Annotated in this window: 25 protein-coding genes and 1 riboswitch; of the genes, 14 read left to right on the top strand and 11 right to left on the bottom strand. The window is 73.5% G+C overall.

Annotated elements, in window-relative coordinates; all coding sequences use genetic code 11:
• Nucleotides 1–9: 9 nt before the first annotated feature.
• The 4 genes from BLASA_RS13740 (at nucleotide 10) to BLASA_RS25100 (ending at nucleotide 5,151) form a co-directional block, all read left to right on the top strand.
• Nucleotides 10–1,566, top strand: coding sequence for a gluconokinase (locus BLASA_RS13740; RefSeq protein WP_014376777.1), 1,557 nt, complete (start codon nucleotides 10–12; stop codon nucleotides 1,564–1,566).
• Nucleotides 1,567–1,596: 30 nt separating this feature from the next.
• On the top strand, nucleotides 1,597–3,123 hold the full coding sequence (locus tag BLASA_RS13735) for a GntP family permease (RefSeq protein WP_014376776.1): 1,527 nt from the start codon (nucleotides 1,597–1,599) through the stop codon (nucleotides 3,121–3,123).
• Between the two features lie 155 nt (nucleotides 3,124–3,278).
• Complete coding sequence (locus BLASA_RS13730; RefSeq protein WP_014376775.1) at nucleotides 3,279–4,853, top strand: FMN-binding glutamate synthase family protein; 1,575 nt, start codon at nucleotides 3,279–3,281, stop codon at nucleotides 4,851–4,853.
• 130 nt (nucleotides 4,854–4,983) lie between these two features.
• On the top strand, nucleotides 4,984–5,151 hold the full coding sequence (locus BLASA_RS25100) for a hypothetical protein (RefSeq protein ID WP_014376774.1): 168 nt from the start codon (nucleotides 4,984–4,986) through the stop codon (nucleotides 5,149–5,151).
• A 113-nt stretch (nucleotides 5,152–5,264) separates the two neighbouring features.
• On the opposite strand, the gene BLASA_RS13725 is transcribed toward BLASA_RS25100, so the two are convergent.
• Both BLASA_RS13725 and BLASA_RS13720 read right to left on the bottom strand, forming a co-directional pair.
• A complete protein-coding gene (locus tag BLASA_RS13725; RefSeq protein ID WP_014376773.1) occupies nucleotides 5,265–5,891 on the bottom strand; it encodes an FMN reductase in 627 nt (208 codons plus the stop codon).
• Complete coding sequence (locus BLASA_RS13720; RefSeq protein WP_014376772.1) at nucleotides 5,888–7,024, bottom strand: LLM class flavin-dependent oxidoreductase; 1,137 nt, start codon at nucleotides 7,022–7,024, stop codon at nucleotides 5,888–5,890. Before BLASA_RS13720 ends, BLASA_RS13725 begins: the two co-directional genes overlap by 4 nt.
• A 255-nt stretch (nucleotides 7,025–7,279) precedes the next feature.
• Here BLASA_RS13720 and BLASA_RS13715 point away from each other — a divergent pair, with 255 nt between their 5' ends.
• Both BLASA_RS13715 and BLASA_RS13710 read left to right on the top strand, forming a co-directional pair.
• The gene (locus BLASA_RS13715) at nucleotides 7,280–8,203 is read left to right on the top strand and encodes a DivIVA domain-containing protein (protein ID WP_014376771.1); all 924 of its coding nucleotides are present in this window, start codon (nucleotides 7,280–7,282) and stop codon (nucleotides 8,201–8,203) included.
• Nucleotides 8,204–8,283: 80 nt separating this feature from the next.
• A complete protein-coding gene (locus tag BLASA_RS13710) occupies nucleotides 8,284–8,796 on the top strand; it encodes a universal stress protein (RefSeq protein ID WP_014376770.1) in 513 nt (170 codons plus the stop codon).
• A 313-nt stretch (nucleotides 8,797–9,109) separates the two neighbouring features.
• Here the strand turns inward: BLASA_RS13710 and BLASA_RS13705 are convergent, their stop codons facing one another.
• A complete protein-coding gene (locus BLASA_RS13705) occupies nucleotides 9,110–9,763 on the bottom strand; it encodes a TetR/AcrR family transcriptional regulator (RefSeq protein WP_014376769.1) in 654 nt (217 codons plus the stop codon).
• 136 nt (nucleotides 9,764–9,899) lie between these two features.
• Here BLASA_RS13705 and BLASA_RS13700 point away from each other — a divergent pair, with 136 nt between their 5' ends.
• From BLASA_RS13700 to BLASA_RS13675, 6 genes are all read left to right on the top strand, one after another.
• Nucleotides 9,900–11,402 (top strand): flavin-containing monooxygenase, encoded by a 1,503-nt coding sequence (locus BLASA_RS13700; RefSeq protein WP_014376768.1) that lies wholly within the window; start codon nucleotides 9,900–9,902, stop codon nucleotides 11,400–11,402.
• Entirely contained in the window at nucleotides 11,402–12,244 is an 843-nt protein-coding gene (locus BLASA_RS13695) for an SDR family NAD(P)-dependent oxidoreductase (RefSeq protein WP_041776509.1), read from the top strand. Before BLASA_RS13700 ends, BLASA_RS13695 begins: the two co-directional genes overlap by 1 nt.
• Before the next feature lie 123 nt (nucleotides 12,245–12,367).
• Nucleotides 12,368–12,970 (top strand): GNAT family N-acetyltransferase, encoded by a 603-nt coding sequence (locus tag BLASA_RS13690; protein WP_014376766.1) that lies wholly within the window; start codon nucleotides 12,368–12,370, stop codon nucleotides 12,968–12,970.
• A gap of 50 nt (nucleotides 12,971–13,020) precedes the next feature.
• Entirely contained in the window at nucleotides 13,021–13,674 is a 654-nt protein-coding gene (locus BLASA_RS13685; protein ID WP_014376765.1) for a class I SAM-dependent methyltransferase, read from the top strand.
• 125 nt (nucleotides 13,675–13,799) lie between these two features.
• A riboswitch (cyclic di-AMP (ydaO/yuaA leader) is annotated at nucleotides 13,800–13,944 on the top strand.
• 190 nt (nucleotides 13,945–14,134) lie between these two features.
• Entirely contained in the window at nucleotides 14,135–15,037 is a 903-nt protein-coding gene (locus BLASA_RS13680; protein WP_014376764.1) for a lytic transglycosylase domain-containing protein, read from the top strand.
• Nucleotides 15,038–15,292: 255 nt separating this feature from the next.
• A complete protein-coding gene (locus tag BLASA_RS13675) occupies nucleotides 15,293–15,694 on the top strand; it encodes a hypothetical protein (RefSeq protein ID WP_041775770.1) in 402 nt (133 codons plus the stop codon).
• On the opposite strand, the gene BLASA_RS13670 is transcribed toward BLASA_RS13675, so the two are convergent.
• The 5 genes from BLASA_RS13670 to BLASA_RS13650 form a co-directional block, all read right to left on the bottom strand.
• Nucleotides 15,688–16,125, bottom strand: coding sequence for a hypothetical protein (locus BLASA_RS13670; RefSeq protein ID WP_014376762.1), 438 nt, complete (start codon nucleotides 16,123–16,125; stop codon nucleotides 15,688–15,690). The two genes, BLASA_RS13675 and BLASA_RS13670, sit on opposite strands and share 7 nt — an antisense overlap.
• 187 nt (nucleotides 16,126–16,312) lie before the next feature.
• Nucleotides 16,313–16,675, bottom strand: a complete 363-nt coding sequence (locus tag BLASA_RS23535) for an ANTAR domain-containing protein (protein WP_014376761.1) — start codon at nucleotides 16,673–16,675, stop codon at nucleotides 16,313–16,315.
• Between the two features lie 580 nt (nucleotides 16,676–17,255).
• A complete protein-coding gene (locus BLASA_RS23525; protein WP_014376760.1) occupies nucleotides 17,256–17,681 on the bottom strand; it encodes an STAS domain-containing protein in 426 nt (141 codons plus the stop codon).
• A 254-nt stretch (nucleotides 17,682–17,935) separates the two neighbouring features.
• Nucleotides 17,936–19,342, bottom strand: coding sequence for a Re/Si-specific NAD(P)(+) transhydrogenase subunit beta (gene pntB / locus BLASA_RS13655; protein ID WP_014376758.1), 1,407 nt, complete (start codon nucleotides 19,340–19,342; stop codon nucleotides 17,936–17,938).
• A complete protein-coding gene (locus BLASA_RS13650) occupies nucleotides 19,339–20,907 on the bottom strand; it encodes a Re/Si-specific NAD(P)(+) transhydrogenase subunit alpha (protein ID WP_014376757.1) in 1,569 nt (522 codons plus the stop codon). The genes pntB and BLASA_RS13650 overlap by 4 nt, the downstream gene beginning before the upstream one ends.
• 292 nt (nucleotides 20,908–21,199) lie before the next feature.
• Here BLASA_RS13650 and BLASA_RS26330 point away from each other — a divergent pair, with 292 nt between their 5' ends.
• Both BLASA_RS26330 and BLASA_RS13640 read left to right on the top strand, forming a co-directional pair.
• The gene (locus tag BLASA_RS26330) at nucleotides 21,200–22,051 is read left to right on the top strand and encodes an EAL domain-containing protein (protein ID WP_014376756.1); all 852 of its coding nucleotides are present in this window, start codon (nucleotides 21,200–21,202) and stop codon (nucleotides 22,049–22,051) included.
• On the top strand, nucleotides 22,048–22,884 hold the full coding sequence (locus tag BLASA_RS13640; RefSeq protein WP_041775769.1) for an HDOD domain-containing protein: 837 nt from the start codon (nucleotides 22,048–22,050) through the stop codon (nucleotides 22,882–22,884). Before BLASA_RS26330 ends, BLASA_RS13640 begins: the two co-directional genes overlap by 4 nt.
• Before the next feature lie 82 nt (nucleotides 22,885–22,966).
• Here the strand turns inward: BLASA_RS13640 and BLASA_RS13635 are convergent, their stop codons facing one another.
• The 3 genes from BLASA_RS13635 to BLASA_RS13625 all read right to left on the bottom strand — a co-directional run bounded on the left by BLASA_RS13635 (nucleotide 22,967) and on the right by BLASA_RS13625 (nucleotide 25,758).
• Nucleotides 22,967–24,142 carry an acyl-CoA dehydrogenase family protein gene (locus tag BLASA_RS13635; protein ID WP_014376754.1) on the bottom strand — a complete coding sequence of 392 codons (1,176 nt, stop codon included), beginning with the start codon at nucleotides 24,140–24,142 and terminating at the stop codon, nucleotides 22,967–22,969.
• 6 nt (nucleotides 24,143–24,148) lie between these two features.
• Entirely contained in the window at nucleotides 24,149–25,324 is a 1,176-nt protein-coding gene (locus tag BLASA_RS13630; protein ID WP_014376753.1) for an acyl-CoA dehydrogenase family protein, read from the bottom strand.
• A gap of 155 nt (nucleotides 25,325–25,479) precedes the next feature.
• Entirely contained in the window at nucleotides 25,480–25,758 is a 279-nt protein-coding gene (locus tag BLASA_RS13625) for a hypothetical protein (RefSeq protein ID WP_014376752.1), read from the bottom strand.
• Nucleotides 25,759–25,784: the final 26 nt, after the last annotated feature.

Genomic DNA, 25,784 nt, shown 5'->3' with positions numbered 1-25,784 from the left:
GGGGTGGGCGTGGACGTCGTCGTCGGTCTCGACTCGGGGACGACGTCGACGAAAGCGGTCACCGCCGGCGTCGACGGGCGGGTCCGTGACGTCGTCAGCGTGGGGTACCCGCTGCTCGTGCCGGCCCCCGGACGCGCCGAGCTGGACGCCGGTGAGCTCGTCGGCGCGGCGATCGAGGCGCTCACCGCGGTCGCAGCCTGTGCCCGTGAACGGGGCGACCGGGTCGTCGCCGTCGCCCTCAGCGCGGCGATGCACGGGCTGGTACCCATGGACGACGACGGCCGCCCGCTCGGGCCGCTGCTGACCTGGGCCGACGACCGGGCCGCGCAGTGGGCGCAGGCGCTGGTCGCCGACGGCCGGGCGCCGGACCTGCACGCCCGCACCGGCACCCCCGTCCACGCGATGTCGCCCCTGGTGAAGCTGTCGTGGGAGCGGGCGGCCGACCCCGACCGGGTGGCCCGGGTGCCGCGCTGGGGCGGGGTCAAGGAGCTGGTGGTGGCGGCGCTCTGCGGCGGCCGGCACGTGGTCGACCGTTCCTGCGCCTCGGCCACCGGCCTCTACGACATCCGGGCCGGCCGCTGGGACGGCGAGGCGCTGCAGATCGCCGGCGTCCGCGCCGAGCAGCTGGGCGAGGTGCTGCCCACCACGGCGGCGCTGCGCGGGCTGCGGTCCGAGATCACGTCGGCCACCGGGCTGCCGGCCGACCTGCCGGTGGTCATCGGGGCGTCGGACGGCGTGCTCGCCAACCTCGGCATCGGGGCCGTGCGGCCGGATGTCGCCGCGGTGTCGCTGGGCACCAGCGGTGCGATGCGCGTCGTCGTCCCGGCGCCGACGGTGGACGCGGACCGCCGGCTGTTCTGCTACGCGCTCACCGACGAGGCCTGGGTGGTGGGCGGCGCGATCAACAACGGCGGGTCGGTGGTGCGGTGGGCCGCGCAGGCGCTCGCCGCCGGCCTCGAGCCGGCGCCCGACCTGGTGGGGGAGGACGCCGACGAGCTCGACGCCCGGCTGCTGGCCGAGGCCGAGACGGTGCCGGTGGGCAGCGGCGGGCTGCTGTGCCTGCCCTACCTGCTGGGCGAGCGAGCGCCGTGGTGGCGGTCGGGGCTGCGCGGGGCCTACCTCGGCCTGCGCCGGGAGCACCGCCGCGAGCACCTCGTACGGGCCGCGGTCGAGGGGGTCTGCCAGCAGCTGGCGCTGGTCCGCGACGCCTTCGCCGCAACCGGCCTGCCGGTGCGCGAGGTGCGGGCGACCGGCGGCGCGGTGGCCTCACCGCTGTGGGTCAGCACGCTGGCGGCGGCACTCGACCTGCCCGTCCGGATCGCCGACTCGCCCGAGGGCACCGGACTGGGGGCCTGCCTGCTGGGCTGGCACGCGCTGGGCGCGCTGCCCGACCTGACCGCCGCGACGGCGCTGGTCGCCGTCCACGACCCGGTCCTCCCGGATCCGGACGCCGTTGCCGTGTACCGGCAGCTGCGCCCGCTCGCCGAGCGGTCCACCCGTGCGCTGGCCGACGTGCTCACCACGCTCGACGCGCTGGACGAGGTGCTCCCCACCGTGCAGACGTAGCCAGGCCCACCCGCCGCTCGAGGAGGAACCATGCCCGAGGTCGAACCCGCACTGGGTGCCGGTCCGCTGTTGCTCATCGCCGCCGCGGGGGTCGCCCTCCTGCTGTTCCTGATCATGAAGCTCAAGCTGCACGCCTTCCTGGCGCTGGTGCTGGTCAGCTTCCTCGTGGCACTGGCCGCCCAGGTGCCCCTGGCGGACGTGGTCGGCACGCTGACCACCGGCTTCGGCAGCACGCTCGCCGCCGTCGCCCTGCTGGTGGGGCTCGGCGCGATGCTCGGCCGGCTGCTGGAGTTCAGCGGCGGGGCGCAGGTGCTGGCCGACAGCCTGGTGCGCCGCTTCGGCGAGCAGCGGGCCCCCTTGGCCCTCGGCGTCGCCGCACTCCTCTTCGGCTTCCCGATCTTCTTCGACGCCGGGCTCGTCGTCTTCCTGCCGATCGTCTTCACCGTGGCCCGCCGGCTGGGCGGCTCGCTGCTCACCTACGGACTGCCGGTGGCCGGGGCGTTCGCCGTCATGCACGCGTTCGTGCCGCCCCACCCGGGGCCGGTGGCCGCGGCCGAGCTGGTCGGCGCCGACATCGGGCTGGTCCTGGTCTTCGGGCTCCTGATCGGGCTGCCGACCTGGTACCTGGGCGGGTACCTGTTCGGCCTCTGGGCCGGGCGCCGCTACGACATCGCCGTCCCCGACATCCTGTCCTCCGGTGGCCGCACCGGCCCGGACGCGGCCGGAGCGCCGGAGACCCCGGCCGAGGGTGGCACGCCCCGGCCGGAAGCGGTGCCGCCGGCGCCGGAGAGCACGGTGGCCGGCACCGCCCCCGCGGTCGCCGCGCCCTCGGGTGGTGGGGACCGGACCTCGACCGGAACGGCCGGGCCGCCGCGCTTCGGCACCGTCCTGGCCCTGCTCCTGCTCCCGCTGCTGCTGATCTTCCTCAACACCGGGCTGAGCACGCTGGCCACCGCCGGGGCCCTCGACGGGGAGTCGTGGGTCGTCCGGACCGGCCAGCTGGTCGGGGCCACGCCCATCGCGCTGCTGATCACGGTGCTCGTCGCCTCCTACGTGCTGGGCAAGCACCGCGGCAGCTCCGGGGCCGAGATCGAGTCGGTGGTCAACAGCGCCCTCGGCCCGGTCTGCGCGATCATCCTGATCACCGGCGCCGGTGGGATGTTCGGCGGCGTGCTGCGGGCCAGCGGGATCGGCGTGGCGCTGGCCGACGTGCTGGGCGACATCGGGCTGCCGGTCATCGTGGCCGCGTTCGTGATCGCCGTCCTGCTGCGGGTGGCCCAGGGGTCGGCGACCGTCGCACTGACCACGACCGCCGGCCTGATCGCGCCGGTGATCGCGGCGACCGACGGCGTCTCGACCGCCGACCGGGCGCTGATCGTGATCGCCATCGCCGGCGGCGCGACCGTCCTGTCGCACGTCAACGACTCCGGGTTCTGGCTGGTCAGCCGGTTCTTCCAGATGGACGAGAAGACGACGCTGAAGACCTGGACGGTGATGGAGACGCTGCTGGGCACGATCGGCTTCGTGCTGGCGTTCGTGCTGAGCCTGTTCCTCTGACGGCCGCCCTCCGGGGCCGTCGTCCGTCCGGCTCCCCCCAGCTCCAGGCATAGGAGGCTATGCCTATGGATGCGGACCCGATCCGGTAGGCATAGCTTCCTATGCTGGGGGTCCGTCCGGCTGTCGGGGCGGCCGGCCCGTGGCAGGGTGAGGGCATGACGCTCGCCTCGCGTGCTGCCGCGGCCGGCCTGTCCGTGCTGGCGGGGGTCGCCGTCCGCGACCTCCTGCAGCGGGAGCACACCCTGCTGCGCAACTTCCCGCTGGTCGGCCACGCGCGCTACCTGCTCGAGTCCATCGGACCCGAGCTGCGCCAGTACCTGGTCGCCGGCAACAACGAGGAGCGGCCGTTCACCCGCGACCAGCGGCGCTGGGTGTACGCCTCGAGCAAGCGGGAGAACAACTACTTCGCGTTCGGCACCGACAACGACCTGGAGTACACGGCCGGGTACCCGGTGATCAAGCACCGCACCTTCGGGCGGGCCGTGCCGGCGACCAACGTCCATGCCGGGCACGACGTCGACCTGCCGTGCGCCAAGGTGCTCGGTGCCGCACGCGGCCGGGCGGGCGCCTTCCGGCCCGGCTCGGTCGTCAACATCTCCGCGATGAGCTTCGGCTCGCTCTCCGGAGCCGCCGTGGAGGCGCTCAACCGGGGGGCCGCGCTGGCCGGCTGCCTGCACAACACCGGTGAGGGCGGGATCTCCGGCCACCACCGGCACGGCGGGGACCTGATCTACCAGATCGGCACCGCCTACTTCGGCTGCCGGGACGAGCACGGCCGGTTCGACCTGGACCGGCTCAAGGACCTGGTGGCCGGCGCCCCGGTCCGGGCCATCGAGATCAAGCTGAGCCAGGGGGCCAAGCCCGGCCTCGGCGGGGTGCTGCCGGCGGCCAAGGTGTCGGCGGAGATCGCCGCCGCCCGGGGCGTTCCGGAGGGGGTCGACTGCATCAGCCCCTCGCGGCACGCCGAGTTCTCCGACGCCGACAGCCTGCTGGACTGGGTGGAGCTGCTGGCCGCGGAGACGGGGCTGCCGGTCGGCATCAAGTCGGCGGTGGGCGACATGGAGTTCTGGGAGGAGCTCACCCGGCTCATGGCGGAGACCGGCCGCGGGGTGGACTTCGTGACCGTCGACGGTGGCGAGGGCGGCACCGGCGCGGCGCCGCTGATCTTCACCGACTCGGTGTCGCTGCCCTTCCAGCTCGGCTTCGCGCGGGTGCACTCGACCTTCGCGCGGGCCGGCCTGGCCGACGACGTCGTCTTCATCGGCGCCGGGAAGCTGGGCCTGCCCGACAACGCGATCATCGCGTTCGCCCTCGGCTGCGACATGGTCAACGTCGGCCGTGAGGCGATGCTGGCCATCGGCTGCATCCAGGCCCAGAAGTGCCACACCGACACGTGCCCGACCGGGGTCGCGACGCAGAACGCCTGGCTGGTGCACGGGCTGGACCCGGCGCTGAAGTCGGTGCGGGCCGCCAACTACATCAGCACGCTGCGCCGCGACCTGGTCAAGGTCGCCGAGGCCTGCGGGGTCGAGCACCCCGGGCTGATCGACACCGACTCGGTGGAGGTGCTCACCGGCCGGACAGCGTCACGGCCGCTGCGCGAGGTGTACGGCTACGAGGCCGGTTGGGGCCTGCCGTCACCGGCCGACCGGGCGGCGATCGCCGCGATCATGACCGGCGAGGGCCCCGAGGGCGGCACGGCGCCGCCGTCCCCGACCGCCGTCGGCTGAACGCTCTAGTTTCGTATTACGGATGTGTGAACGTCCCCCCTGAGTGGGGATGGGACGTGGTGGTCGCGGACACAGGCTCTGTGACACCGAACCGTTGCCGGCTGCGGCCGGCCGACCTGGAGGAGAATCCATGAGCCGTACCTCTCTGCCCAACCGTCGCTGGCGCTCGGCCGCGGCCGGCATCGCCATCGCCGCCGCGTCGTTCACGATGACCGCCTGCAGCGAGGAGGAGCCGCTCGACGAGGGTGGCGTCGTCGAGGAGGAGGGCGTCCTCGAGGAGGAGGAGGGGGTGGGCTGATCTCCGCCCCCGATCGTGCCCCGGTGTGATCGAGTGCGACCGGGTGCACTGAGGGAAACGACGTCTGCGGCCGGCCCTTCGGGGCCGGCCGCAGGCATGTGGTCGCCGGCTGGTCAGGCTCCCGGGCCGCGGAGCAGGTCCTCGAAGGAGGTCACCGGGTCCGCGAACGGGTCCGCGGGCGCCGCGGGCGGACGGCCGGCCACCAGGTCGGCGAACTCCCCGGCGGCGCGGTGCACCCGTCCGGTGAGGGCCGGGCTGGTCGCGTCAGCCCCGGCCCAGTCCTCCGCTGCCGCGAAGACCGCCGTCGGGGCGACCGTGGCCCGCAGGTAGGCGAACAGCGGGCGCATCGCGTGCTCCAGTGCCAGCGAGTGCCGGGCGGTGCCGGCGGTGGCTCCCAGCAGCACCGGCTTCCCGGCGAGGGAGTCCTTGTCCAGCACGTCGAAGAACGTCTTGAACAGCCCGCTGTAGGACGCCGAGAAGATCGGGCTCACCGCGATCAGCCCGTCGGCACCGACGACGGTGTCGACCGAACCGCGCAGGCTCGTGTTGGCGAAGCCGGTGACCAGGTTGTCGGCCAGATCGCGGGCGTGCTCGCGCAGCTCCACCACCTCGACGGTGGCGGCCACCCCCCGCTCGCGGAGGGCGTCGACCGTCGCCGCCGTCAGGCGGTCGGCCAGCAGCCGGGTCGACGAGGGGACGCTCAGCCCCGCGCTGACGACGGCGAGGGTCCGGGTGCTCATCGCGCCACCGCCTCCGCCGTCCGGCCGGTCACGCTGTCGCCGGCGGCGTGCACCGTCGTCCCGCCCGCCGCGGCGACCCGTGCCGCGTGGGTGGGCGCGTCGGGCACGTGCGCGGGCTTCAGGGCGGCGAACTCCTTGCGCAGCACGGGGACGACCTCCTCGCCGAGGATGTCCAGCTGCTCGAGCACCGTCTTCAGCGGCAGGCCGGCGTGGTCCATGAGGAACAGCTGGCGCTGGTAGTCGCCGACGTAGTCGCGGAAGCCCAGGGTGCGCTCGATGACCTGTTGCGGCGAGCCGACGGTCAGCGGCGTCTCCCGGCTGAAGTCCTCCAGCGACGGGCCGTGGCCGTACACCGGGGCGTTGTCGAAGTAGGGGCGGAACTCGTCCACCGCGTCCTGGCTGTTCTTGCGCATGAAGACCTGCCCACCGATGCCGACGATGGCCTGGTCGGCGCTGCCGTGGCCGTAGTGCTCGTAGCGCCGGCGGTAGAACTCCACCATCCGCTGGGTGTGCTCGGCCGGCCAGAAGATGTGGTTGTGGAAGAAGCCGTCGCCGTAGTACGCGGCCTGCTCGGCGATCTGCGGGCTGCGGATGGAGCCGTGCCACACGAACGGCGGGACGCCGTCCAGCGGGCGGGGCGTGGAGGTGAAGCCCTGCAGCGGCGTGCGGAAGCGGCCCTGCCAGTCGACGACGTCCTCGGTCCACAGCCGGCGCAGCAACGCGTAGTTCTCGACCGCCAGCTCGATGCCGTTGCGGATGTCCTGACCGAACCATGGGTAGACCGGGCCGGTGTTGCCGCGGCCCATCATCAGGTCCACCCGGCCGCCGGCCAGGTGCTGGAGCATCGCGTAGTCCTCGGCGATCTTCACCGGGTCGTTCGTGGTGATCAGCGTCGTGGCCGTCGACAGCTGGAGCTTCTCCGTCCTCGCCGCGATCCACGCGAGCGTGGTCGTGGGGGAGGAGGAGAAGAACGGCGGGTTGTGGTGCTCGCCCAGGGCGAACACGTCGAGCCCGACCTCCTCGGCCTTCTGCGCGATGGCCAGCACCGCCTTCAGCCGCTCGGCCTCGCTGGGCGTGCGGCCGGTGGTCGGGTCGGTGGTGATGTCGCTGACGGTGAAGACGCCGAACTGCATCTCGTTCTCTCCGTATCTGGTTGAGAGTGCAATTATCTCTGCCGGGACAACGCGCCGCATCCGCGCGGTATGCCCGGGGTGTCCGAAGGGATGGGACGGCGCTCGGTGGCAGCGCAACGTAGTCGTTCCGGTACGGCCTGCCGTGGCATCGCCGGGTCGCTTCCGACCCGGGTCACGGACCCGTCACGGCGGTCCGCGCGCCGCGCGGCCCTCTGGCAGATTTCCCGTCACCTACTTCCCAGGGGGGCCATCCGGATGCTCGGGCGTGTCGAGTTCGTCGCCAACCGTGTCCAGGACGACGCAGCGCTGCCGGAGGGGTCCGATGCACGGGCTCCGCGCCCGGTCGGCGGCCTGGAGACGCTGCTGGACCACCGGCCGGCGTTCCGCGGAGCGGTGCGCGGCTACGACCGGCTCGAGGTGGACAACTACGTGGCCTGGGCCGAGGAGGAGCTCTCCGCAGCGCAGCGGGAGCGGGAGCACCTGCTCGACCGGGTGATCGCCTGCGGTACGGAGCTGGAGATCTCCCGCCGGCTGCTCGCCGAGCAGCCCGTCGGCCGCGAGCGGCCGTTGGTCAGCGCGCAGGTGAGCGAGGTGCTGCGCCTCGCCGAGGGCCAGGCGGCGCAGGTGCTCGACGCCGCGGACGCCGAGGCCGCACAGGTGCGCGCGGAGGCCCGGCTGGAGGCGGACGCCCGGCTGCGGAAGGCCCACGAGATCAAGGAACTGGCGATCGAGGTGGCCGACCAGCTGCGGGTCGACGCCCAGCGGGACCGGGCCGAGGGTGCGGCGGTGCTGGAGAAGGCGGAAGCCGATGCCACCGCGATCCTCGAGAAGGCACAGACCGACGCCGCCGAGCTGCTGCGTGCCGCCGCTGCCGAGCGGGACCGGATGGCGGCCGCCGGGGCGGCGGAGCGGGCGGCGCTGGACGAGCAGGCCGCGGCGGAGCGGGCGGCGCTGGCCGAGCAGGCGCAGCGGGACCGGGCGGCCGATGACGGCGCCGCGGCCGCCCGGCTGGCCGCGGTGCGCAGCGAGGTCGAGGACCTGTGCCGCCAGCGGGACCAGGCCCGGGAGTCGCTGCGGTCCCTGACCGACCGGATCGGTGCCGCGCTGCAGGCGGTCGGGGTGCCGCCCGCCGACGAGCTCGTGCTGATGGGCGGGCGGCCGGAACCGGCCCCCAACTGACGACCCGGCGCCGGTCGGGGCCTGGTGGGAAGCTGGCCGCAACGGTGATCGCATCGCGAGGCGGCAACAGGGAGGCAGCGGTGGACGAGGTCCGTGAGGTCGTTCGGGTCGAGGGTGGGGTCGTGGTGGGCCATGACGGCTCCACGTGCGCGCAGGAGGCGCTGCGCTGGGCCGCGCGACTGGCCCGCAGGGCCGATGTCGACCTGCACGTGGTGCGCACCTGGTCGATGACCACCGCACCGCAGCCCAGCAGCTGGGAGCCCGGCTACGTGCCGCCCATGACCGACTGGGAGCAGGCCGTGCACGACGAGCTGACCGCGCACGTGGCCGCAGCCGGGCTGGACCCGGCCGTCCGCGTCACCTGTCACGTGGTCCACCGGGCGCCGGTGCAGGGGCTGCTGGCCGCTGCCGAGGGGGCCAACCTGCTGGTGGTCGGCGCCCGCGGTCGCGGCGGCTTCGGCGGTCTGCTGCTCGGGTCGGTCAGCGACCAGCTGGTGCACCACGCCGCGTGCCCCGTGACCGTGGTGCGCACCGGCGCCGGCGGTCGGGACTTCACCGCGGCCGAGGCAGGGTCGGCGGTCGTCGGGGAGTGAGCGAGCTCGCGAGCGAACGCAAGGACAGGGCAGCCCCGCGAGCGCGGCCGACGAGCGCCAGCGAGGAGGGCACGTGAGCGTTCCCGCCGCTCGCGGCGGTAGGACACACTCCCGCTGGCCGGCGGACCGACCGCGGGTCGCGGCGGGAGGAACGGCGTGCGCGACTCCGGCGGCACCACGGTGGTCCCGGTGGGCGAGGTCCCCGAGGACGTCCTCGTGGACCGCGGCGGACGGGTCTGCACCGGTCTGGCCACGGGCGGATCGTGCCCGTCTGACCGCGGCCGTCTGACCGCGCCCGGCTGACCGTCGCCGGTCAGCCGGGGGCCTGGGCGCCGTAGACGGCCGACAGCCAGATGCCCAGCAGGACGTCGACGACGTCGGACTCCGCGATCGCCGGGCCGTCCCCGCTGAACGTCGCGTAGAGCACCCGTTCGTTCATCGACGTCAGGGCGACCGCGAGGTCCCGTGACGGCAGCCCGGGCGGAGCCGCTCCGCGGGCGCGCTCGGCGTCGATGGCGGTGGCGCACTGCTGCACCCAGCGCTCGAAGACCGCCGACCACAGGGCGCGCACCTCGTCGCTGGCCGACCGGGCCTGGGCCCACGCGACGGTGAGCGCCCGGTGCGCGCGGAAGGTCTCGTAGTAGGCCCCGATCGCACGCGCCCAGCCGTCGCGCGGGGTGGTCGCCGGAGTGCCGAACACCTCCCGCATCGCGGTGTCCGCCTCGGCGACGACGCGATCGAGCAGCGACAGGAGGACGGCGTCCTTGGAGGAGAAGTAGAAGTAGAAGGTGGGCCGGGAGATGCCGGCGCCGCGGGCCAGGTCGTCGACGGAGATGGCGGCCAGTGGCCGGTCGGCGAGGAGCCGCTCGGCCGTGCCGAGGATCGCGAGCTCCCGGTCGTCACCGGACAGCCGGGCCGGCCGACGGCCGCGCCCGGTGCTCGGGGCGTCCTCCGGAGCAACCGACACGGGAGGGAGGATAACCGCCGACGCGCGGTGCTCGACACCGTGTTGACTCCATCGACGGTCCGTCGATACGGTCGGTGGCCTCGACCACGTCCTGATCGAGCTCCGGCCCGGCCGGACGAGACCCACCGGAGAGCGCATGAGCAGCGAGCACGTGGATGTCCTGATCGTCGGCGCCGGGCTCTCCGGCATCGGCGCGGCCTGCCACCTGGAGAACCGGCGGCCGGGCACGAGCTACGCGGTGCTGGAGTCCCGGGCCGCCCTCGGCGGCACCTGGGACCTCTTCCGCTACCCCGGTATCCGCTCGGACTCGGACATGTTCACCCTCGGGTACTCCTTCCGGCCGTGGAACGAGGCCGAGTCGATCGCCGACGGGCCGTCGATCCGGCGGTACATCGAGGACACCGCCCGCGAGTACGGCGTCACCGACAAGATCCGGTACCACCACCGGGTGGTGTCCGCGGAGTGGTCGTCGGCGGACGCGCGCTGGACGGTGACCGCCGAACGCACCGACACCGGTGCGACGGTGCAGCTGACCTGCACCTGGCTGTCGGTGTGCTCGGGCTACTACCGCTACGACGAGGGCTTCCGACCCCGCTTCCAGGGGGAGGAGCGCTTCCGCGGGCAGCTGGTGCACCCGCAGCACTGGCCCGAGGACCTCGACGTCACCGGCCGGAAGGTCGTCGTCATCGGCAGCGGCGCCACCGCCGTCACCCTGGTGCCGAACCTGGCCGAGCAGGCCGAGCACGTGACGATGCTGCAGCGCACACCCAGCTACATCATGTCGCTGCCCAGCCGCGACCCGCTGGCGCAGGTCCTGCGCGCGAAGCTGCCGGCGACGGTGGCCTATCCCATCGTCCGGTGGAAGAACGTGCTCACGTCCACGGCCATCTTCCAGCTCAGCCGCCGCCGGCCCGCCCTGGTGCGCTCGCTCATCCGCCGGCTCACCGCCAAGCAGCTACCGGCCGGGTACGACGTCGACACGCACTTCAACCCGCCGTACGACCCCTGGGACCAGCGGCTCTGCCTCGTCCCCGACGGCGACCTGTTCCGCACCCTGCGCCGGGGGACCGCGTCGATCGCCACCGATCGGATCCGCACCTTCACCGAGCACGGCATCGAGCTGGAGTCCGGCCGGCACCTGGACGCCGACGTCGTCGTGACCGCCACCGGCCTGAACCTGCTGCCGGTGGGCGGGATGACCCTCGCGGTCGACGGCCGGCCGGTCGACCTGTCGGAGACGGTGTCCTACAAGGGGATGATGATCTCCGGCGTCCCGAACTTCACCATGGTCGTCGGCTACACCAACGCCTCCTGGACGCTGAAGGCCGACCTGGTCAACGGCTACGTCTGCCGGTTGCTCGACCACCTCGACGCGCACGGCTACGCGTCGGCGACGCCGGTCGCCCCGCCGGAGGGTGCCGACGCGCCGTTCCTGGACCTGGCGGCCGGCTACGTGCAGCGCAGCCTGGGCGGCCTGCCGAAGCAGGGCAGCCGGGCGCCCTGGCGCCTGCACCAGAACTACCTGCGCGACGTCGCGATGATGCGCCGCGGGCCGCTCGAGGACCAGGGGATGACCTTCCAGCCCCGTGCCACGGCCGGCGTGCTCTCCGGCACGGTGGCCGAGCGGACGGTGGCGTGATGCAGCCCTACGCCTTCGCCGAGGGAACGGCGATCGTCACCGGCGCGGCCAGCGGCATCGGCGAGGCGCTGGCGGTGCAGCTGGCCGCCCGCGGCAGCCACCTGGTCCTGCTGGACCGGGACGCCGAGCGGCTCGAGGGCGTGGCCGGCCGGATCCGGACCGCCCACCCGGCCCTGCGGGTCGGCACGCACGTCGTCGACCTGGCCGACGACCAGGCGACGGCGGCGATCGGCGAGCGGCTCGCCGCCGAGCACCCGGAGACGACCCTGCTGGTGAACAACGCCGGGGTGGCACTGGGCGGGCGCTTCGACCAGGTGACCCTGGAGGAGTTCGACTGGGTCATGGCGATCAACTTCTCCGCCGTCGTCCGGCTCACCCACGCCCTGCTGCCGGTGCTCAAGGCCAACCGCGGCGCCCACGTGGTCAACGTGTCGAGCGTGTTCGGCATCTTCGCCCCGGCCGGGCAGGCGGCCTACTCGGCGAGCAAGTTCGCGGTCCGGGGCTTCAGCGAGTCGCTGCGCCACGAGCTGGCCGAGGACGGCGTCGGCGTCACCGTGGTGCACCCCGGGGGGATCCGCACCCGGATCGCCGAGAGCGCCCGGACCGGCTCGGGCGTCTCGGTCGAGGAGTACGAGGAGGGGCGCAAGCAGTTCGCCAAGCTGCTCCGAATGCCCCCGGAGGACGCGGCGGCGCAGATCGTCACGGCCATCGAGAAGCGCCGCCCCCGGCTGCTCATCGGCTGGAGCGCGAAGGTGCCCGACGTGCTCGTCCGGCTGATGCCCGGCACCTACTGGCGGCTGATCGCCCGGCGGGCGGCGCCGGCCAGGCCGCCCGCCGCCTGAGCGGGGCGAAAAGCGGTTGCGGCGGGCGGTACAACCAGGAAGTGACCGCCCCCGCATCCGCCGTCGTCGAACTCGGACCGGACGACGACCTGTTCGCCGCCTGGTGCGAGGTGTGGGCGGCGGATGTTCGCGGAGCGGCACGGCTGGACGTGCGACCTGGTCGAGACCCGGCGGGACCTCGTGCTGCCGGTGGACGAGGACCGGCTGTCGGCCCTCGAGTCCGAGGCAGTGCGGGCCGGCGCCGGATACGAGGTCGTCACCTGGCGGGACCGGACACCCGACGCGCTGCTCGAGGACCGGGCGTTGCTGGAGCGGCGGATGACCACCGACGCGCCGCACGGCACCCTGCCGGTCGAGGAGGAGGAGTGGGACGGCGAGCGCATCCGCGAGTACGAGCGGTCCCACAGCGCCCGCGGGCGGGCGGTGCTCTCCGCCGGTGCGGTCACCGGCGACGGGCGGCTGGTCGCGTTCACCGATCTGCACGTGCCGCTGGGCCGGCCCGCGTGTGCCCACCAGGGCGGCACCTTGGTGCTGCGTGAGCACCGGGGCCACCGGCTGGGCGCGCGCGTGAAGGCCGCCGTGCTCCGCGAGGTCAGCACGGACTTCCCCGAGGTCCGCCGGATCAGCACGTACAACTCGGACGCGAACACGCCCATCGTCGCCGTCAACGAGGCCCTCGGCTTCCGGCCCGCCGGGCAGCTGTCGTCCTGGTCGCTCCGGCTGTGACCGGCCGGGTGCCGGCAGCGCCAGCGGGCCAGGCACCGCAGACTGACCGGGTGCTGACCGTCCCGCCCGAGTTCGTCCGCGCCCACACCCGTCCGGTGCGGCCCGCGCTGGTGCCGGAGGTGGAACTGCTGGTCGCCGCCGACGTCGTCGCCCTGTGGGAGGCGATGGAGACCCAGCACGGCCGCACCTCCACCGATCCACCCTTCTGGGCCGCGGCGTGGCCGGGCGGCCAGGCGCTCGCGCGGTACGTCCTCGACCACCCCGAGCTCGTCGCCGGGCGCACGGTGCTCGACCTCGGTGCCGGGAGCGGGCTGGTCGCCGTCGCCGCCGCCCGGGCCGGCGCGGCCGCGGTGCTGGCCAGCGACGTCGATCCGTTCGCGCTGACCGCGGTCACCGTCAACGCCGAGCTGAACGGGACACCGGGCATCACCCCGGTGGGCGACGTGCTGGGCGACGAGCCGCCCGACGTGGGCGTGATCCTGGCCGGCGACGTCTGCTACGACCGGGAGATGACCGACCGGGTGCTGCCGTTCCTGGACGCCGCCCGCGCGGGCGGTGCCGAGGTGCTGATCGGCGACCCGGGGCGGATCTACCTGCCGGAGGACCGGCTGGCCGCGCTGGCGGTGTACGACGTCCCCGACACCGAGCCGTCGCCCACCCGGCCGGCGGCCGTGCGCCGAACGACGGTGTGGCGGCTGCCCTGAGCCCCCGGGTTCCGGAGGTTTTGTCACCGGGGGATTGTCACGGCCCGATAACGGTGGTTACCGTGGCTCCGCCCGGCCGGTCGTCCACTCCCCATCCGGGGAGGTCCGCCCGGGCGCCGCCGAGTCACCCGCAGTCATCGAGCCGCGGGCGAGCCGGGGACCCACCGCAGCACTGGGGTGAATCGCGCGCCGCGCACGTCGCGGCGCGGGTAGGGCCACTTCCCGCCCGAACCCGTCAGCTAACTCGGTAGGCGGCCATCGGAAGGAACGGAGCGCCGCCGCATGGCGAGCCCACGGGCCCACCTGGCACGGAACTGCAGCAGGTACGCGGTCTCGCGGGCGCCGTCCCCGCGCTGAGCCCGGGCCCCGCCCGCACCCGCTGCCACGACCATCCCGCAGCAGCCCGCCGCCGTGTCGGCCGGCCGCCTGCTGCGCCCCGCACCAGGAGCAGTCCCACCCCATGAAGCCTCGCGCCACCTCCATCGCCCGTGCCCTGCGCCCGACCGGCGGCCGCAGCCGCATCCCGGGACCGGCCGGCCGGGCGGGGCTCCTGCTGGCGGTCGCCGCGGCGGGCGGCCTCGTGGCCACCGTCGTCGTCGCCGACGAGCCGGCCGCGCACGCCAAGCCGCAGCTGGCGTCGGTGAGCGTCGCGGCGCAGCTGGGCATCACCACCGAGGCGCCCGCCGACGTCGCCGAGGTCGCCGACACCGCCGCCGACTCGCTCGAGCAGCTCGCCGCCAGCCGCAGCGAGCGCGCCGCCGAGCAGACCGCCGCCGCGGAGGCCCGAGCCGCTGCCGAGCAGGCCGAGCTCGACCGCCGGGCTGCCGAGGAGGCGGCGCGGATCGCGGCCGAGGAGGCCGCGCGCCAGGCCGCGGAGGAGGCGGCCCGCCAGGAGGCCGCGCGCCAGGCGGCCGAGGAGGCTGCCCGTCAGGAGACCGCACGCCAGGCCGAGGCCGCACGCCAGGCCGAGGCCGCGCGCCAGGCCGAGGCCGCACGCCAGGCCGAGGCCGCGGCGGCTCGTGCGAGCCGGGCCCCGGCCGCGCCGGCCGCACCCGCCCCCCAGGCCGCGCCGTCCGGCTCCTACCAGAACTACGCGATGCAGAAGCTCGGCGGCTCCGGCAGCGAGTTCGGCTGCCTGGAGAGGCTGTGGGGCAAGGAGAGCGGCTGGAACCCCAACGCGCAGAACCCGCGGAGCACCGCGTACGGCATCGCGCAGTTCCTCGACTCCACCTGGGCCGGCACCGGCATCGCCAAGACCTCCGACGGCTACCGGCAGATCGACGCCGGGCTGATCTACATCCAGAACCGGTACGGCTCCCCCTGCGGCGCGTGGGCTGCTTTCCAGTCCAAGGGCTGGTACTGATCGCAGCCCCCACCGAGATCACCGGTCGTGCAGAACTCGAACGCTGATCCACCGGATGCATCGGTGGGCCGATCGCATGCGGGCCTGTGGGACGACGGCCGGTGTCTCAGGCGGGGGACCCGGCCTCGGCATTCGCGGTGAGAACCGGGCCGACCGTCTCGTAGCCCGTTCCCGTGCCTGCCGGCCCGGCGTCGGCGGGAGACGTGCGGCATGCCTAGAGTCGTTGACGAGCGACCGGACGGCAGAGGGGGAGCGATGACCGAGGCCGACGACAGCCGGCGGGCCGCCGCGCAGAGCGGGCTCGTGGGCCGGTCCATCGACGAGTTCGTCGCCCAGCTGCGCGGCTTCACCGATCGCGCGCGGGGTCTGGCGGGCAACGCCACGGCGCGGCTCCCGTTGCCGGCGCTGCCCAGCCCGCCGGGAGCGCTGTCGGCCGCCCAGGTCAGGGCGATCGCCGAGATGGTGAGCGCCCAGCGCAGCTCGATCGCGGCCATGCGCGCCCAGCTCGATGCCTTCGACCAGCAGCTCGAGGTCCTCGAGCGGATCCTCGACCCGCTGGTGGAGTGGAGCTCCACCTGGGCCCGTCTCGAGGAGGCGGTCGGTGACTTCGTCCGCCGTGACGGCGAGCGGCGCCAGAACGGCGAGCAGGCTCAGTAGCCGTCGTCCTCGTCCCCGGCCCCGGGCCGACGGCGCAGCAGGCCGGTCACCGAGCCCATCCTGGACTGCGCCTGCCGCAGCCCGGAGATCAACGGCATCAGGTCGTCGTGGATGCGCCGCAGCGTGTCGGGGACCGTGTCGACGGCTGGATCGTCGAGCACCCGGCCCACCCGCTCGATCCCGGGGCGCAGGGCCCGCACCGGCTCCTCGAGCTCCTCGACCAGCGACTCCAGCCGCTCCGCCATCCGCTGCGCCGATGCGATGGTCTCGCGGGCCGACGTCGTCGCAGCGGTCAGCTCGCGCACCGTGCCGTTGAGGTCGGCGAGGGTGCGGGGGAGCTGGGCGAGCGCCTCGGTCTGCGTCTGCAGCAGGGTGAGCAGCTCGGCGAACCCGGGGATCCGGGGAATGCCGAGGCCGCGGAAGGGGTCCACCCCACGACCGTCGACGACCGGTCGCCGGGACGCAACCCGACCGGCCGGGGAGGCGACCCAGCGGCCGTGTGCTCGACCGCTGGATCTGGGCCGTCCGGTACTGCGCGCGGCACCGGTTGCCGTGACGCGGGGGTGCCCATTCGACGGGCCGGGCATGCCCCGGTGCGGCCGCCCGTCCCCATCGGGTTCAGGACCGGGGCAGTTCTCCGGTGAGCGCGAGCCGTTCGGCCACGTCCCGCAGCTTCGTGTTCGACACCATCGAGAGCCGGGCCAGCACCTGGAACGCCTGGTCGGCGGTGAGCTTGTGCCGCTCCATGAGGATGCCTTTGGCCTGGTCGATGACCGCGCGGGACTCCAGCGCCGCCTGCAGGTGCTCGGCGCGCTCCACGGCGCTCTCGTAGAGGTACATGTTGGAGACCGGCCCCACCGCGTAAGACGCCAGCCGGGACACCAGCTGGCGGGTCCGCAGGCCGGTGACGGCCAGTTGCCGCGCGTAGACGTTGAGGGCCCCGGAGACTTTCTCCTGCACCGGCAGGGGATAGGAGAACACGCTGTCGCAGCCGTTCGCGGCGGCCTCGGCGGCGAACTCCGGCCAGGGACTCGGCGGCCCGGGTGTCGTCGACGCCGGCCGGGCGGCCCGTCGATGCCGCCTGCAGGCACGGCCCGGCGCCGGTGCGGTACTGGAAGACGTCGAGCTGCAGGGCCAGCTCACCGCTGGCCGCCACCGTGCTGGGCCGGCCGTCGCCGAGGATGGTCACCGAGACGACCGGCCGGCCCGGCAGGATGCGGGTGGCCTGCTCGGTGACCTGGTGCAGGATGGACTCGAGCGAGTGCTCGGCGAAGGGCAGCCGGGCCAGCTCGTCGAACGCAGGTTGAACGACGGCGTCGTCCTCAGGAGCTGTCACGCGTGGGACTCCGTCGGGGCTTGCACCGGACGACACACGTGCCGGCGGGGGGTGAAGGCCCGGTGGGTTCCAGGGTCGCTTCATGGTCGGGCCGGGGCCTGGTCGCACGCCGGCTGTGTGACGCGCTGTCGCGTCCCCCGGCATAGTGGTCGCCGGAGGGCCTTTCGCGCGGGGCGACCGGCTCGGCGTGCCGACCGCTGACGGCCGCCGGGAGTGCCGCGGACCTCAGGCAGCGGGGGCGAACGACACCGACGCCCACTCGTCCAGCTCGAGGACCTGCCACGTCCGCCGGACGAGCGCCGGAGCGTCCCAGAGCTCGAGCCGCACGCCCCGCTGGGCCAGGCCCCGGGCCCACACGGCGATCGCCCGGCACCCGGCCACGTCGGCGAACTCCAGCCCCGAGAGGTCGAGGGCACACGTGCCGCCGGTGACCGGGGAGGCCGCCAGCACCCTGGCCAGCTGCTCGGAACCGAGCGCGTCGACGTCGCCGACGAGCACGATCCGCTGCTGGTCGACGAAGACCTGGAACGCCGGGGGAGCACCGGGGGCGTGCACCGCCGAGGCCTCGGTCAGGGTGGACGCCGGGAGATCGGCGCGGTCGGCACACATCGCGCTCACGCCCGGCCCGTCGGCCATGAACTGGTCGGCCACGTGTCCCCAGCGGACCAGCTCCGGCTGGACCTGCGGGTCGGTGGCCAGGGCACTGACCTCCGCGCCCGGGCCGGTCCCCCGGCGAGGACCTCCAGCGCGGCCTCGTCGAGCTCACGCGCGTCGCGGTACACCCGGCAGACGTGGTCGCGCCCCCCGGCGACCGGGACGTCGGTGATCTGTCCGTGAACGCACATGCGCTCAGAGTAAGGCCTGGACAGGCACGATAGGGCCGTCCGTCCCTCCGTTCGCAGCCGTCACAAGGCTTTCAGGATGTCCTCGACCCGATCCCGCGCGTCGCCGAAGAGCATCCGGGTGTTGTCCCGGAAGAACAACGGGTTCTGGACCCCGGCGTAGCCGGTGTTCATCGACCGCTTGAAGACCACGACACGCTCGGCCTCCCACACGCGCAGGACCGGCATGCCGGCGATCGGGCTGGCCGGGTCATCGGTGGCGGCCGGGTTCACCGTGTCGTTGGCGCCGATCACCAGGACGACGGAGGTGGTGGCGAGGTCGTCGTTGACCTCGTCCATCTCCAGGACGACGTCGTAGGGCACCTTGGCCTCGGCCAGCAGCACGTTCATGTGCCCGGGCAGTCGCCCGGCGACCGGGTGGATGCCGAACCGCACCTCGACGCCGCGTTCGGTGAGCTTGCGGGTGAGGTCGGCGACCGGGCCCTGGGCCTGGGCGACCGCCATGCCGTAGCCCGGGGTGATCACGACGGACTTCGCGTCCCGCAGCAGTTCGGCGGTCTCCTCGGCGCTGATCTCGGTGTGCTCCCCGTAGTCGACGTCGGAGGAGGCGGCGCTGCCCTCGTTGCCGAACCCGCCGGCGATGACCGACAGGAACGAGCGGTTCATCGCCGTGCACATGATGTAGGAGAGGTAGGCACCCGAGGAGCCGACCAGCGCACCGGTGATGATCAGCAGGTCGTTGCCCAGCAGGAAGCCCGACGCGGCCGCAGCCCATCCCGAGTAGCTGTTGAGCATCGAGACGACGACCGGCATGTCACCGCCGCCGATCGAGGCGACCAGGTGCCACCCCAGGGCCAGCGCGAGCACCGTCACGATCGACAGCACGAGCAGGTTCGGCTCGACGACGAACACCACGGTCAGGACGGCGAACAGCACCAGCGCGCCCAGGTTCAGCCAGTTGTGGCCCGGCAGCATCAGCGGGTTGCTCTTGATCCGCGCCGACAGCTTCAGGAACGCCACGACGGAACCGGTGAAGGTCACCGCGCCGATGAAGACGCCGACCACCACCTCGCCGGAGTGGATCCCGGCCTCGGCCCCGTCGAGGACCGGGCCGCCGCCGGCCGCCTCCACGGAGAGGTAGCCGTTCCAGCCCACGAGGACCGCGGCGAGACCGACGAAGCTGTGCAGCAGGGCGATCAGCTCCGGCATGCCGGTCATCTCGACCTTGCGGGCCCGCCAGATGCCGATCGCGGCGCCGATCGCCACGGCGAGCAGGAGCAGAATGAGCCCGGTGGCCGAGATGTCCCCGATGACCACGCCGACGGTCGCGACCAGCGCGACGGCCATGCCGGCGATCCCGTAGGTGTTCCCGGCCTTGGCCGTCTCGTGCCTGGACAGCCCGGCCAGGCTGAGGATGAACAGCAGGCCGGCGACGATGTAGGCCGCGTAGGCGGCCGAGACGGCGGTCATCGGGCGGCGCCCTTTCCGTTCGGGCCGCGGGAGAACATGCCCAGCATGCGGCGGGTGACGGCGAAGCCGCCGAAGACGTTGATGCTGGCTACGAGGGTGGCGACGAAGGCCAGCGCCCGGACGGCGCCGTCGTCACTGCCCAGCTGCAGCAGCGCGCCGACCACGATGATCCCGGAGATCGCGTTGGTCACCGACATCAGCGGCGTGTGCAGGGCGTGGTGCACGTGCCCGATGACGTAGAAGCCGACGACGACGGCCAGGGTGAACACGGTGAAGTGCTGGACCAGCTCGTTCGGCGAGAAGGCGGTCAGCAGGAACAGCAGCGCGGCGCCCAGGCCGACCAGCGCGAACCGCCGCCCGGGTGCCGGCGTCTTCGCGGGCACGCTCGGCGCGCCGGCCGTGGCACCGGGCGGTGGCGAGGGTGGGGTGGGCGCCGCCGAGACCTGCACCGGCGGCGGGGGCCAGGTCTTCTCGCCGGCGCGCACGACCGTGATGGCCCGCTGCACGACGTCGTCGAAGTCGAGGACGAGCTGCCCGTCCTTGCCGGGGGTCAGCAGCTTCAGCAGGTTGACCAGGTTCGTGCCGTACAGCTGCGAGGCCTGCGCCGGGAGCCGGGCGGGCAGGTCGGTGTAGCCGATGATCGACACCCCGTTGGGCGTGACCACCACCTCGTCGGGCACCGAGCCCGCGACGTTGCCGCCCTGCGCGGCAGCCATGTCGACGACGACCGAGCCCGAGCGCATCGAGGCGACCATCTCCTCGGTGATCAGCCGCGGCGCCGGCCGGCCGGGGATGAGCGCGGTGGTGATGACGATGTCGACGTCCTTGGCCTGCTCCGCGTACATCTGCGCGGCCCGCCGGTTGAAGTCCTCGCCCATCTCGCGGGCGTAGCCGTCGGTGCTCACCTGCGCCTCCGCGCTCGGGACGGCGACGTACTCGCCGCCCAGCGAGCGCACCTGCTCGGCCACCTCGGGGCGGACATCGGTGGCCCGCACGATCGCGCCCAGGCTGGAGGCGGCACCGATCGCGGCGAGCCCCGCGACACCCGCTCCGGCGACCAGCACCTTCGCCGGGGGGACCTTGCCCGCCGCCGTCACCTGACCGGTGAAGAACCGCCCGAACACGTTCGCCGCCTCGATGACCGCCCGGTACCCGGCGATGTTGGCCATCGAGGAGAGCACGTCCATCGACTGGGCGCGGGAGATCCGGGGGACCGCGTCCATCGCCAGCGCGGTGATCGGCCGGGCGGCCAGCGCGTCGACCAGTTCCGAGGCCAGCGCGGGGGAGAGGAGGCTGATCAGCGTCGCGCCGGAGGCCAGCCGGTCGAGCTCCCCGATCGCCGGGGCGTTCACCCGCAGCACCACCTCGGCGCCCCACGCCTCGGCGGCCGTGCCGATGCGTGCACCGCCCGCGACGTAGGCCTCGTCGGGGAAGCTGCTGGCCGCACCCGCGCCGCTCTCCACCACCACGTCGTAGCCCAGCGCCACCAGCTGGGTCACCGTCGCCGGTGTCGCGGACACCCGCGTCTCGCGGGGGCGCGTCTCTCGCGGGACTCCGAGCTGCATCGTGGCGCTCCGTTCCTCGGGGGCAGGCTTCGTCGCCTGACCGCCTGCGGTGGGGTCGTTCGCGGTGCTGGTGGATCCGGAGGGATCTTCGCCTGCCGACGGATCGACCGCGCATCCGGCTCCGCAGATGTGAGCGAGTCCACGTTGCCGGCCGGCCGGGACACGGGGCGCGACGCCGACTCCCCCGGACGGGGGGCCTGGCAGGGACCCGGGTGGAGACCGGAGGGGGGATGGGCCGAAGTAGTCCGCAGCGCGCCCGAGCATCGGCGCCTGTGTGGACGAGGGGAGGACCGTGTCCGTCTTCATCAGCGAACCCGACGACGACCGCGTCCCACCGGAGATCGTGTCCTCGGTGTTCTACTGCGCCAGCGTCAGCGACGGCTTCGCCCTGGTGGTCGCCGAGACGGTGGCCGGGCGCGTTCGCGTCACATGGGTCAACGCCGGGGCCGTCGAGCTGCTGGGTTACGGGCTGGACGACGTGCGCGCTCTGCCCGTCGACCACCTCTTCCCGAGCCTCGGGGGCGGGGAGCTCGAGCTCCTCCTGCGCCGTGAGCGGGCCGCCCGGATGACCCTGCCCGTGCGCACCGCCAGCGGCGCCATGGTGCAGTCCGTGGTCACCACCACGCCCTCGCCCGGCGGCCGGATGTGGACGATCCGCATCGTCTCCGCGACCAACGAGCAGGAGCGGGCGCTGCGGGCCACCGCCGACGCCCACGAGCGCCGCTTCTCGACGCTCACCGAGCGGTCGCCGGTGCCGACGCTGCTGTCCGAGCAGGGCATGCGGCTGGCGCACGTCAACGACGCGTTCTGCAGCCTCGTGGGGCGCCGCGCCGAGCAGCTGCTGGGCACCGGCTGGATCGACACCGTGCACGACGAGGACATCGAGGCGGTCATCGAGCAGGTGTCGGCCTGGTCCTTCGTCGCCGAGCTCGCCCACGGCCACACCGAGATCGCCTCCGCGGTCATCGCGTTGGCCCGCAGCCTCAACCTGAGCACCGTCGCCGAGGGGGTGGAGACCGCCGACCAGGCCGCGGAGCTGGCCCGCATGGGCGCCACGTACCTGCAGGGCTTCGGCCTCAGCCAACCCATGACCGGCTCGCGCACCGCCGCCTGGTTCGCATCCCACGGAGAGCCGACCCCATGACCGTCACCCCGTTCCCGGCTAGAGCCGAGGCCGCCCCCGTGTTCGACCTGGAGAAGGTGCTCAGCAGCATCGACACCATGGCCGCCCAGCGGCCCGTGGCGGCGCAGATCGTCTCCGTGGCGAACTCCGACGACACCAGCGCCAAGGTGCTCTCGGGCATCCTCGCCTCCGACGTCGCCCTGGCCAGCCGGGTGATGAAGCTGGCCAACTCCGCGTACTTCGGCATGCGCGGGCGGGTGACCTCGCTGCAGTTCGCCGTCACGGTGGTCGGGTTCACCACCGTGCGGACCATGGCCACCGTGGCGCTGACCGAGCTGGACGACGAGTCCCGCCTGCCGGAGAACTTCTGGGACGTGACGACCAGCCTCGCCCTCGCCTCCTCCACGCTCGCGCCGCGCTTCGGTGAACGGCCGCAGGACGCCCTGTGCATCGGCCTGCTGGCCCAGCTGGGTGCGGCGCTGCTGCACCACAACGACACCGACGGCTATGCCGAGCTGACGGCCGAGCACCCCGACGTCACCACCCGGCGTACCGCGGAGCTGCGCCGGTACGGCATCAACAGCCTCCGCCTGACCGCCGTCGCCCTCGAGCAGTGGGGCTTCCCGCACAGCATGACGACCAGGCTCGACGAGGTCGACGACGTCACGTCGATGGAGGGCGCCCTGCTTCGCGGTGCCTTCGAGGTCGCGGCACGGCTGACCACCGAGGACTACGACACCGTGCCGATCGCCCGGCTCACCTGCGGTCAGCTGCGCGAGGACGACCTGGTGCCGGTGCTCGACGCGGTGCGGGCCGGCGCCGACGAGCTCCGCCGCGCGATGCTGGGCGACTGAGCGAGGACCGCGTCGCTGTGCGCAGACGAGCAGGATCGCGGTGGTGGCGAACTGCTCGTCTGCGCACAGCGTCTGCGCGGCGTCAGGCGTACGGGGCGCCCAGCGGGTCGACCGTCTCCCGCTCGCCGACGTGCTCGGCGAGCCGGGCGACGGCGAAGCCACCGTCACCGAGCAGGTGGTCGATCGCGGTGAGCCGGCTGGTGTAGTGGCCGACGGAGTACTCCGCCGTCACCCCGATCCCGCCGTGCAGCTGGATCGCCTCCTTGCCGACGTGCCGGCCGGCACGGCTGCTCTGCAGCCGGGCGCGGTCGGCGGCGGAGACGACGTCGCCGCCGGCCTCCTGCACCATCGACGCCCACAGCGCGGTGCTGCGGGCCAGCTCCAGGGACACGTACATGTCCGCGGCGCGGAAGGTGAGCGCCTGGAACCGGTTGAGGGTGACCCCGAACTGCTTGCGGGTCTTGAGGTACTCGGCGGTGATCCGCAGCGCGGTGTCCATCGCCCCGATCGCCTCGTGGCTGTAGGCGATCCGCGCCTCGGCGAGGACCCGCTCGATGGCGGCGGTCTGGTCCGGGTGGGTGGGGGAGTCGCTGCCACCCAGCAGGGTGGCCGGGGTGCCGTCGAAGCGGACGTTGGCCGCGCGGGTGCCGTCGTGGGTGCGGTAGCCGGTGCGGGTCAGGCCCGCCGCGTCACCCTGCACCACGAACAGCCCGGTGCCGCCGGGGGCCCCGTCCCCGGCCAGCAGAGCCGAGACGACGAGGACGTCGGCATGCGCGCCGTTCGGCACCGGCTCCTTGACGCCGGAGAGCGTCCAGCCCTCGCCGGTCCGCGTGGCGGTGACCGCCGCGGCCGACGCGCTCCACCGGGTCCCGATCTCCGCGTGGGCGAAGGCGGGCACCGTCGTGCCCTCGGCGATGGCGGCGAGGAGCTCGCCCTTCTGCTCGTCGGTGCCGACGGCGGCGATCAGGCCACCGGCGAGCACGACCGCCTCGATGAACGGCTCGGGGGCGATGACCCGGCCGATCTCCTCGGCGACGATCGCCACCTCGATCGGCCCGGCGCCCATGCCGCCGTGCTCCTCGGCGAAGGGCAGGCCCAGCAGCCCCATCTCGGCCAGCCGCGACCAGGTCTTCTCGTCGAAGCCCGGGTCGTTGGCCACCACCTTGCGGCGCTGCTCGCTGTCGCCGTACGCCCGCTCCAGGAGACCGCGGACGGCCTCGCGCAGGTCGTTCTGCTCGCTGTCGAAATCGAAGTTCACGTCAGTTCACAGCCCCAGGATCGTGCCGGCGATGATGGTGCGCTGCACCTCGTTGGAGCCTCCGTAGATGGAGACCTTGCGGTAGTTCAGGTAGTGCGGCGTCGCCACACGGGCCCAGTCGGGCACGTCGGAGCCGTCCTCGGCGAACGACGCCACCGACAGCGGGCCGGCGATGTCGACCATGAGCTCGGTGGCGGCCTGCTGCAGCTCCGAGCCCTTGAGCTTGAGCACCGAGGACGCCGGGTGCGGCTTGCCGTCGGCGGAGTTGGCGACCACGCGCAGCGCGGTCAGCTCCAGGGCGACCAGCTCGTTCTCCAGCTCCGCGATCCGGGTCGCCATGAACGGGTCCTCCAGGAGCGGACGCCCGTCGACGGTGATCTCCCGGGCGTGCTCCTTGGCCTGGGCGAGCATCTTCTTGGTGGCGCCCACCCGGGCGATGCCGACGCGCTCGTTGCCCAGCAGGAACTTGGCGTAGTCCCAGCCCCGGTTCTCCTCGCCGATCAGGTTCTCGGCCGGGACGCGCACGTCCTCGAAGAAGACCTCGTTGACCTCGAAGCCGCCGTCGATCAGCTCGATGGGGCGGAGGGTGACACCGGGGGTGTCCATCGGGAAGACCAGCATGGAGATGCCGCGCTGTTTCTTCTCCGCGGTCGGGTCGGTGCGGACCAGGCAGAAGATCCAGTCGGCGTGCTGGCCCAGGGTCGTCCAGGTCTTCTGGCCGTTGACCACCCAGTCGTCGCCGTCGCGGACGGCGGTGGTGCGCAGCGAGGCCAGGTCGGAGCCGGCGTCGGGCTCGGAGAAGCCCTGGCACCACCAGATGTCGAGGTTTGCCGTCTTGGCCAGGAAGCGCTCCTTCTGCTCCTGGTTGCCGAAGGCGGCGAGGACCGGGCCGATCATGCTGGTGTTGAAGGCCAGCGGCTCCGGGACGCTGGCCAGCTGCATCTCCTCGCGCCAGATGTGGCGCTGCAGCGGCGTCCAGTCCCGGCCGCCCCACTCCACCGGCCAGTGCGGCACGGCCAGGCCCGCGGCGTTGAGCGCCCGCTGGGCCTCGACGTACTCCTCCTTGGACACGTGCCGGTGGGCCGCGACCTTGTCGCGGATCTCCTGGGGCACCTGGGTGGTGAAGAAGGTCCGCATCTCCTCCCGGAAGGCCTGGAGCTCCGGGGACAGCTGCAACCGCATCGGTCCTCTTTCCTGACGGCGGCAGCGCCGTCTCGACGTAGTGCCCCCGACGATCCCACACGGCCTACCGGCCGGTAGATCCGGCTCACCGGGCAACCGCCGGACGTGCACGCACCGGTCGGCCCGGGAGGCGAACCGCCGGGACGGCGTGCGGATCACCCCGGAGGCGCTGGCCTCACCGGCCGTGCGCCGGCGTCGGCCTGCGGCACGGCGATCATCCGGCTGACCGTCTCCACCCAGGCCGCCCGGACGCCGTCCGGACGGTCGCCGACGAGGCTGCTCACCCGGGCGTCGATGCTGCGGCTGTCGCAGACGACGGCCTCGAAGCCGAGGCGGCACAGCAGATCCCGGATCTCGTCCAGCGGCAGGCCGACCTCCATCAGGGGCTGCACCAGCCAGTACGTCTCCTGCTCAGCGGCGGCGAAGAACTCCACGCAGCGTCTTCGTCCGCTGCCCGTCA

Source organism: Blastococcus saxobsidens DD2 (assembly GCF_000284015.1).
In the GTDB taxonomy this organism is placed as follows: Bacteria; Actinomycetota; Actinomycetes; order Mycobacteriales; family Geodermatophilaceae; genus Blastococcus; species Blastococcus saxobsidens_A.
Note: the sequence above shows the minus strand (reverse complement) of the source record. Positions and strands in the feature narration are given on the sequence as shown.

Bases quoted from the DNA above. Each gene is read 5' to 3' on its own strand.
- BLASA_RS13735 (WP_014376776.1), top strand. From the start codon at position 1,597: ATGCCCGAGGTCGAACCCGCACTGGGTGCCGGTCCGCTGTTGCTCATC.
- BLASA_RS13730 (WP_014376775.1), top strand. From the start codon at position 3,279: ATGACGCTCGCCTCGCGTGCTGCCGCGGCCGGCCTGTCCGTGCTGGCG.
- BLASA_RS25100 (WP_014376774.1), top strand. From the start codon at position 4,984: ATGAGCCGTACCTCTCTGCCCAACCGTCGCTGGCGCTCGGCCGCGGCC.
- BLASA_RS13725 (WP_014376773.1), bottom strand. From the start codon at position 5,891: ATGAGCACCCGGACCCTCGCCGTCGTCAGCGCGGGGCTGAGCGTCCCC.
- BLASA_RS13720 (WP_014376772.1), bottom strand. From the start codon at position 7,024: ATGCAGTTCGGCGTCTTCACCGTCAGCGACATCACCACCGACCCGACC.
- BLASA_RS13715 (WP_014376771.1), top strand. From the start codon at position 7,280: ATGCTCGGGCGTGTCGAGTTCGTCGCCAACCGTGTCCAGGACGACGCA.
- BLASA_RS13700 (WP_014376768.1), top strand. From the start codon at position 9,900: ATGAGCAGCGAGCACGTGGATGTCCTGATCGTCGGCGCCGGGCTCTCC.
- BLASA_RS13695 (WP_041776509.1), top strand. From the start codon at position 11,402: ATGCAGCCCTACGCCTTCGCCGAGGGAACGGCGATCGTCACCGGCGCG.
- BLASA_RS13690 (WP_014376766.1), top strand. From the start codon at position 12,368: ATGTTCGCGGAGCGGCACGGCTGGACGTGCGACCTGGTCGAGACCCGG.
- BLASA_RS13680 (WP_014376764.1), top strand. From the start codon at position 14,135: ATGAAGCCTCGCGCCACCTCCATCGCCCGTGCCCTGCGCCCGACCGGC.
- BLASA_RS13675 (WP_041775770.1), top strand. From the start codon at position 15,293: ATGACCGAGGCCGACGACAGCCGGCGGGCCGCCGCGCAGAGCGGGCTC.
- pntB (WP_014376758.1), bottom strand. From the start codon at position 19,342: ATGACCGCCGTCTCGGCCGCCTACGCGGCCTACATCGTCGCCGGCCTG.
- BLASA_RS13650 (WP_014376757.1), bottom strand. From the start codon at position 20,907: ATGCAGCTCGGAGTCCCGCGAGAGACGCGCCCCCGCGAGACGCGGGTG.
- BLASA_RS13640 (WP_041775769.1), top strand. From the start codon at position 22,048: ATGACCGTCACCCCGTTCCCGGCTAGAGCCGAGGCCGCCCCCGTGTTC.
- BLASA_RS13630 (WP_014376753.1), bottom strand. From the start codon at position 25,324: ATGCGGTTGCAGCTGTCCCCGGAGCTCCAGGCCTTCCGGGAGGAGATG.